Below are 7,047 nucleotides of genomic sequence, written 5' to 3'. Positions count from 1 at the left end.
ATACCGAACCCGGAAGTTAAGCCCGTTCACGTAGTATGCTGTACTGAGTTGCGAGAGCGCTCGGGAACCATACTTCGCTGCAAATGCTCTGAAAAGAGACGAAAAAATCTGTTCTGTAACTGTTATACAAAGGAGCGGGAGCTCTTGGTGATGATTCTTTTCTGCAATGTGTGAAACCATTCTGTTCTGTATATGTCATGCAAAAGAGCGTGAGTGGTTGATTTCATTCGCTGCGGGTGTTCGCAAAGAAGTAAATCTGTTCTGTAACGGTTATACTGATGAACGTGAGCTTTCGTTGTCTGTGTCTGATAATATCGTTTTAGCATACTCTGACTCCCATTGATTTATTTTGTATTTTTATCTGTCATGTGCAACTTTTTTAAATAGAGTATTTTATCAGGTATGTTATCTTATGAAATAATGCTGTCAACCTCAAAAAAATAATGGGTTGACATATTGGTTCTCTATCCCGGAGCAAATACATGAAGGAAATACCAGATATACCAAAATGCATGAGTACGCAGCATCCTGATAATGTTCATCTGCCTTTTTTTGCAGCAAATTCACTACTCGGAGGTGAGGATGAAGTACAGGAAGCGTATTATATCTATTCCCATCTTGGATGCAGAGAGCAGATGTGGGATTGTGAAGGAAAGGAGGTTGACAATTTTGTTGTTAAAAAACTGCTTTCAAAGTATAGTACCTATTTTTCAGAGAAACAACTGGGCAAAGATGTATTTTTGACCCTGCGTGTTCCAAATCCTGAAGTTGAAAAGGCTGAAGCAAAAATTCTGCTTGAATCCCTTGAGAGCATACCTCGTTCTTTTGATGTGGCACATTTATTCTATGGGAATGATAACCCACCAATATTTGAAGTTATTCTGCCTATGGCTTCTTCTTTTGCGTCTATTGATAACATATATCAGTACTATCGTGATTTTGTAATAGGTCAACAGTATAAACGCCTTGGTGGAAGAAACCTGACAATTGCACAATGGATTGGTGATTTCAAACCCGATAGAATCAATGTCATTCCGCTTTTCGAGGATATGGAGAGTCTGCTTAATGTTAAGAAGATCGTCGGGCGTTATCTTCAGGATAAGGATCTGGCATATCAGCGGGTATTTCTTGCACGTTCAGACCCTGCAATGAATTATGGTTTAATCGGAGCCATACTTTTAAACAAGATTGCGCTTAAGCAGTTGTATGAACTTTCGGTTGAAACAGGTGTTCCCATATTTCCAATTATTGGTGTTGGTTCAGCTCCTTTCAGGGGAAATCTCAGACCTGATACTGTAGAGAGAACTATTGCAGAGTATCCAAGTGTACATACTTTCACCATCCAGTCGGCTTTTAAATATGATTATTCTCCGGATGAAGTAAAATCCGCTGTTGCCAAACTTGAAGAGCGGAATGTAGAGGTTCCACACGATATTGACGAAAAACGGAGCATAAAAATAATACAAAAATGCACTCAGGAATTTAAAAGAGAGATTGCAGATTTATCTGATATCATCAACAGGGTATCTGTATCTGTCCCTGCCCGGAGAAGAAGAAAACTGCATATCGGGCTATTTGGGTATTCGCGAAACAATGATGGTATCCGTCTTCCAAGAGCGATTACCTTTACTTCCGCACTCTATTCAATTGGGATTCCGCCTGAAATACTTGGAATTGGCACACTCAGTGATGATGATATTGATTTTGTCAGGGATATCTATGTAAATTTTGATGCCGATCTCAAAGACGCTCTAAGGTATCTTAATCCTGATTCCCGGTATCTGCCTGAAGGCATTACTGCGAGAGTCCATGAACTGGTGGATTTTGAAATTGATGAGGAACATAGAGAGATTAGCAATGAAATAATCTCTCTGCTGGATAAGGGTAATTCAGAAGATCTACAGGCAAATATTCTTCGTGCAGCTGCTATCAGGAAATTTATTGGGTAATACCAATCCAGAATTTTATTTAAATCTTCTAAAAAGAGAATATTTTATCTGAATATTCTTCTCTTTGAAGTTTTTCGCCTGTCCGGCAATGTCCATTCCGTTCTGAAGATTGGGTGTGTTGCACATGCCTGTATTGGTATGGGTTCTTACGAGAACCAAGTAATCTCACCTTCGGAACGAGAGGAAGGGCCTGTGAACTGGTAGAGAATACTTAGGGGAATGAAGCAGTAAGTCATTGGGTCTTTAGCTTTGTGGTAGTTCACACTAAAGAGCTCGGGCGCTCCCTGTCTGTTCTGTAATTATTTCCGGGAAGGTGACCTGCATGCTGTCCAGGATATACATATGGACTCCGGTCTGGTGTCATATAGTCTTTGAGCGGCCTTGTATGATCTGTTCTGTGCGTCTTTGTGCATACTGGTCACATACTGACTTGAGTCGATTATTGACGACTGTTTTTAGCAGAGTTTATTTCGCAAAGTCGTTGTTCTGATGATCTCTTTTACATCAGGGGCTCGAATTTTTTGGAGATGATAATCCAGTGAATAAACTATGTTTTTCAATCTCTGGCTTTTTTTCAAAGCGGATGAGTGATGTTTTCAGATAGTGAATGTATCAAGAATAACCCGGAAATATTTTCTATATTCCATGATTCTTAAACGAAAAATTAGTATACATCCTTAGAATTGAATATCCTGCGATACAAGGAGGTTTATCAATCAGATGTAGATCATTTTACTTTCACAGTCCGCATGGATAGTCATTATGTAATATTATCAACAGGTGAATTTAGGGGAGAATCATGCTAAAAAAAGCAGGATATGTACAGGTTGGGCGTAGGGTGATATGTGATGGTAAAGGGCAGGAAAACCGTATCATCGAGGTAATTATTCATAATACCGGATTCGGTGTCAGACTGCCGGAATTATATCAGGCTATGGCAGGTATCCGTTCAGGACGAATTGAACCAATCCGAAATGATGTCGGTTCTTGTTTATGCGGGACGGCAGGGATGGTGTTTACTTCGTTATCCGGTAAGGCAGTAAATATTGAATTGAATAATGGCGATAGATTTACTGTTTCTATGCGTTCTCTTTGGTATGTCCTTGCACAGTCCGGCAGATATGCACCTTTGTATTCCATACCCCGGAATGGATGTTCAGCTGTGCATAGGGTGTTTTCCCGGGATAATGATTCCAGTGACATTTCTGTTATTTGCTGAATAATTCTGCAAATATTTTTTAGTTCTGTTGTCTCTGTTTTTTTTAATTTAATTCCTGGCAATACTATGAAGTATGAATTTAAGAACAGTATTTCAGGGAACATAATTTACAGGTCAGATATCTGTTTCAAAATGAATGAATGTGTCAATTATAGTCAAAAACCAGACTTCTAAGAATATCTGGCATTCTCCATATGATGCCAAACGTTTATTTTTGAAATTAAACGATATTAAACGCTTAATTGCATTTACTATTAGTTCAAAAAGAAACGTTCGCCACTATAGATTTCCCATCTGATTTTTCAGGTAGGGTGATAGCAAATAATTTTGTTATTCTGCGTTTATTTGATTTTTATGGCGAAAATAATGTGAAATATGTGTGGAATTAGATCCAATGGACAATGTTTTTATCCTAGTAATGCTAATATTGTTAGGCAACACGAATGCCAAGGTGGCAGAGTGGCCACGCGGCTGCCTGCAGAGCAGCTATACTCCAGTTCAAATCTGGACCTTGGCTTTAGAAATTCCTGTAAGGGATTTCGACGTAGGACAAATCACTTTGTCCTGTATTTGCGGCCATAGCAGCGGGGCAACACCCGGACCCATACCGAACCCGGAAGTTAAGCCCGTTCACGTAGTATGCTGTACTGAGTTGCGAGAGCGCTCGGGAACCATACTTCGCTGCAAATGCTTCAAAAGAAATGAAAAATCTGTTCTGTTATCGTTATACTAAGAAGCGCGGGTTCTTGGAAACGACCATCCACTGATGTGCCTGCAATGAAGTAATTTTTGTTCTGTAACGGTATAATACCAAGGAGTGCGAACTCTTAGGAATGATACTTTGCTGCAAATGCTCGTGGGAATAATTTTCAAAAGGTATTCGTAATTTTGATCTTTACGGCTTCAAACGTCCGTATTATGTATTTAATGAACTCAATTGATCATTTGACCTATTTTCAGTTCAGGAGTGATTTTACCTATTCATGGACATAAATCAGCGATTTCAGTATATTTTGTTCATTATCTGCGTATTCTGATACAAGTGCTAATCCAGGATCATGATTGCCAGATGTTTTCTGTTTCAGTCCAAAAATTGAATATTTATTGAACGTTTTTGCACTCGCTAAATGCCTTATCCATATCAATAGAACCATCCTGGGCTGATTGTTAAAACTGTGTATGCCTTTGCACTACCTGAATTTACTGTTACGGATGAAAAAAATGTGAACGAAGACATTTGGCAATAAAAAATATATGTCTCAGTTCTGATTGCGTTTCAGCCGTTTTAACTGCCGCAGTATCATCTCCCTTCTGACAATGAGAACGCTTGCAAGTACTCCGACAAATACGTTGAAATAATACAGGATAAGCCGCCAGAGAAGAACAAACACTCCCACAATCGATGACGGTACAAACAGGCCATATAGAGATGTGGCTGTGATTTCTGCAACTCCTGAACTTCCCGGAGTAAGAGGGATCATCATGATGATTGCAATGATAAGTTGTACGATAAAAGACTCAATGAAAAATGGTTTTGATCCAATGGCAACCAGAATAAATGATGCAATTAAAAATTCAAATACCCAGTAAATGGTGGTAAGCACAAATCCCCATACCAGTCCTGATTTTGCTTTGCTGACAAATTTTGTGAGTGTGCTATTAAAGTTATCAACTTCAGAATCAATGGACTGCATCAGCTTATCCACTTTTTCTGATTTCCAACGCTTTGTGAGCCATCCGGATATTTTATACAGAATCTTTTTCAGAAATTCAGGATGGCGGATGGAATAAACAAAGAGAATCATAAAGCAAATGAGTATAACCCATATTACAAGCAATGGTGTTGTAAGATTCACCTCCAGTGTTGCAACCTGGAAAACAAGCAGGAAAAATGCGAATATGCCAATAATTCCAAGTACAATCCCGTCGATAACCCGTTCCATTATAACAACGGCAGTCGCATCACCTATTGGTACACCTGCCCGATAGAGTTCGTGAATTCTGACAGGTTCTCCCCCTGCCTGGGAAGGGGTGATAGCAGCAACCAGAAGATTTGCAAAGACTGCGTTAAGTGCATGGAGAAACGGTACATGATACCCCAGAGATTGCGACATCATCTTCAGTCTCATACCCCATGCCATCAGTGCAATAATGTGGAGAATCAATGCAAACAGTAAAAATGTGTAGTTGACGTTCTTCAGATAGTTGATCGTTTCATCATCAATAGTAAACCAAAGTACACCAATGAGTACAATTGTGCTGAAACCGACAGAGAGGCCCAACCATTTCCATTGTGAACTTTCCATGAATATATAATCTCCATTTCACAGGATCGATGAATCATCTACGTTTTTCTGGCAAACTATAAACTCTTTTTACTTTAAACCGTGAATAATTCGGGATTTCTTACCACCTTCAGGATGCCGGTGCGTACACCTGCATCAATCCAGCCATACGCATAACTGAGAAGGGCCAGTCCATCCGCAAGATTGTCACGTTGTATTTCACTTGTCCCTTCAGTATAATGTAATCGTGTAATCCGGCAGAGTTCTTCTCCTGCCGGATAAAGCGGAAGTTCCGGTTCAGAATTTATGCAGACTGATGCTAATGCACTGGAGAGCATCCTCTCGTATCTGAATGTCTTCTCCTTAAGATGATCTGACAGGTTTTCCGGTATATCCTGTGTACACCCAAGTGGAGGGACGCCCGTTGAAATACTGGCTAAAAGACCTGCTTTTACGCCAGTATCCAGCCATCCGTTTCCATAGGCAAATGATGCAAGAGCGTTTACTTCATCATTGTTTGCCAGAAAAACAAATCCGTCTGAGGCATACGCCTGTGACATCTCGACAACATCTGTTGCCGCCCTGACAAGCCATGTATTGTCCGGAACAACAATTTCCACCATTTCTGCCTTTTCAAAAAAGGTTTTGCCGTATTCCTCAATCATGATAACCAGCAAATGTCCGGATATAATCCTCCTCTATTGGGTGAAGTTCGGCAGGGACAATGAGAACATGGAGAGGCGGGCCAAAATCTGCATTTGCAAGGGTTTCTGCATTACCGGCAATAACCGTTGGACTCTCACTACCGGCACGGGCAATGCCAATAAAGAGTTCGGGTAATTGTTCATTTTTCTTCTGTGCCATAACAGATATCAAACCGATTGCCTCAGAAACGGACATATATTTCTCTGGCTGGATGTCCAGGTAGACAAGTGTATGAAGATTTAATCCAAGGTTTTCTGATATTGTATCAAACGGTGTAAGGGGGAACCAGTTTTCTGCAGGAAACGGAACAGAACACGATTTCCCAAACCGATAATTCTGTAACCCTGAAAGACCGCAGACTGCACTGATAATTGAGGAAGAATGAATGATCTCTGTTTTTATCCCTCGTTCAGCCGCCCGTATGCGAAGGTCTGCGTGCGTGGTTGATACCATCGGATCCCCTCCGGTAAGAAATACAACAGGTCCTTCTTTGGCGTACTCAAGAACTGTATCCGGATGCTGTTCAACATCTTCCCGACCCAGGACAGTTACTGTTTTTCCGTACTGGTCTTCCATTTCGCATATTTTTATACCCATCAGGCGGGATGTGTAGCCTTCCAGAAAAATATGGTCCGCTTCCTGGATTTTTCTGAGACCTTTCAGGGAGATATCTTCCCCGTCATAGAGACCAAGTCCAACGAATGAGAGCATTTTAAATCACCTTTCTATTACTATGGGGGACTAAGTTTCAATAATAGTGACGTTTGGATAAAGATTAGCGCATCTGTTCGGGTCATGATAATCATTGTCAGTTGTGCTGTTACAGGGCTATATTTGACAGAATTGAATGATGTTATTAACCATAATAGAAATATTGTATACAGCTTAC

At 40.4% G+C, this 7,047-nt stretch carries 5 protein-coding genes, 1 tRNA gene and 2 rRNA genes; 5 read left to right on the top strand and 3 right to left on the bottom strand.

Going from position 1 to position 7,047, the window contains the following annotated elements; translation table 11 throughout:
* From rrf (MKMG_RS05555) to rrf (MKMG_RS05535), 5 genes are all read left to right on the top strand, one after another.
* Window positions 1-86: ribosomal RNA gene (gene rrf, locus MKMG_RS05555) — 5S ribosomal RNA — on the top strand; the annotation flags it as partial.
* Window positions 87-482: 396 nt separating this feature from the next.
* A complete protein-coding gene (ppcA, locus tag MKMG_RS05550; RefSeq protein ID WP_216842876.1) occupies window positions 483-1,949 on the top strand; it encodes a phosphoenolpyruvate carboxylase in 1,467 nt (488 codons plus the stop codon).
* A gap of 799 nt (window positions 1,950-2,748) precedes the next feature.
* Entirely contained in the window at window positions 2,749-3,168 is a 420-nt protein-coding gene (locus MKMG_RS05545) for a hypothetical protein (RefSeq protein WP_165076446.1), read from the top strand.
* Window positions 3,169-3,613: 445 nt separating this feature from the next.
* Window positions 3,614-3,685, top strand: a tRNA-Cys gene (locus MKMG_RS05540).
* 51 nt (window positions 3,686-3,736) lie between these two features.
* Window positions 3,737-3,858: ribosomal RNA gene (rrf, locus tag MKMG_RS05535) — 5S ribosomal RNA — on the top strand.
* Between the two features lie 569 nt (window positions 3,859-4,427).
* Here the strand turns inward: rrf (MKMG_RS05535) and MKMG_RS05530 are convergent.
* From MKMG_RS05530 to dph5, 3 genes are all read right to left on the bottom strand, one after another.
* The gene (locus MKMG_RS05530; protein WP_165076444.1) at window positions 4,428-5,474 is read right to left on the bottom strand and encodes a flippase-like domain-containing protein; all 1,047 of its coding nucleotides are present in this window, start codon (window positions 5,472-5,474) and stop codon (window positions 4,428-4,430) included.
* 74 nt (window positions 5,475-5,548) lie between these two features.
* Window positions 5,549-6,118 carry a DUF357 domain-containing protein gene (locus MKMG_RS05525; protein ID WP_165076443.1) on the bottom strand — a complete coding sequence of 190 codons (570 nt, stop codon included), beginning with the start codon at window positions 6,116-6,118 and terminating at the stop codon, window positions 5,549-5,551.
* On the bottom strand, window positions 6,111-6,869 hold the full coding sequence (gene dph5 / locus MKMG_RS05520; RefSeq protein ID WP_165076442.1) for a diphthine synthase: 759 nt from the start codon (window positions 6,867-6,869) through the stop codon (window positions 6,111-6,113). Before dph5 ends, MKMG_RS05525 begins: the two co-directional genes overlap by 8 nt.
* Between the last annotated feature and the right edge of the window lie 178 nt (window positions 6,870-7,047).

It is taken from the genome of Methanogenium sp. MK-MG (assembly GCF_009914725.1).
Taxonomy (GTDB): domain Archaea; phylum Halobacteriota; class Methanomicrobia; order Methanomicrobiales; family Methanomicrobiaceae; genus Methanogenium.
This window is presented reverse-complemented; position numbering and strand designations above follow the sequence as displayed.

Coding starts and splice junctions, on each gene's coding strand:
- ppcA (WP_216842876.1), top strand. CDS start 483: ATGAAGGAAATACCAGATATACCAAAATGCATGAGTACGCAGCATCCT.
- dph5 (WP_165076442.1), bottom strand. CDS start 6,869: ATGCTCTCATTCGTTGGACTTGGTCTCTATGACGGGGAAGATATCTCC.
- MKMG_RS05530 (WP_165076444.1), bottom strand. CDS start 5,474: ATGGAAAGTTCACAATGGAAATGGTTGGGCCTCTCTGTCGGTTTCAGC.
- MKMG_RS05525 (WP_165076443.1), bottom strand. CDS start 6,118: ATGATTGAGGAATACGGCAAAACCTTTTTTGAAAAGGCAGAAATGGTG.
- MKMG_RS05545 (WP_165076446.1), top strand. CDS start 2,749: ATGCTAAAAAAAGCAGGATATGTACAGGTTGGGCGTAGGGTGATATGT.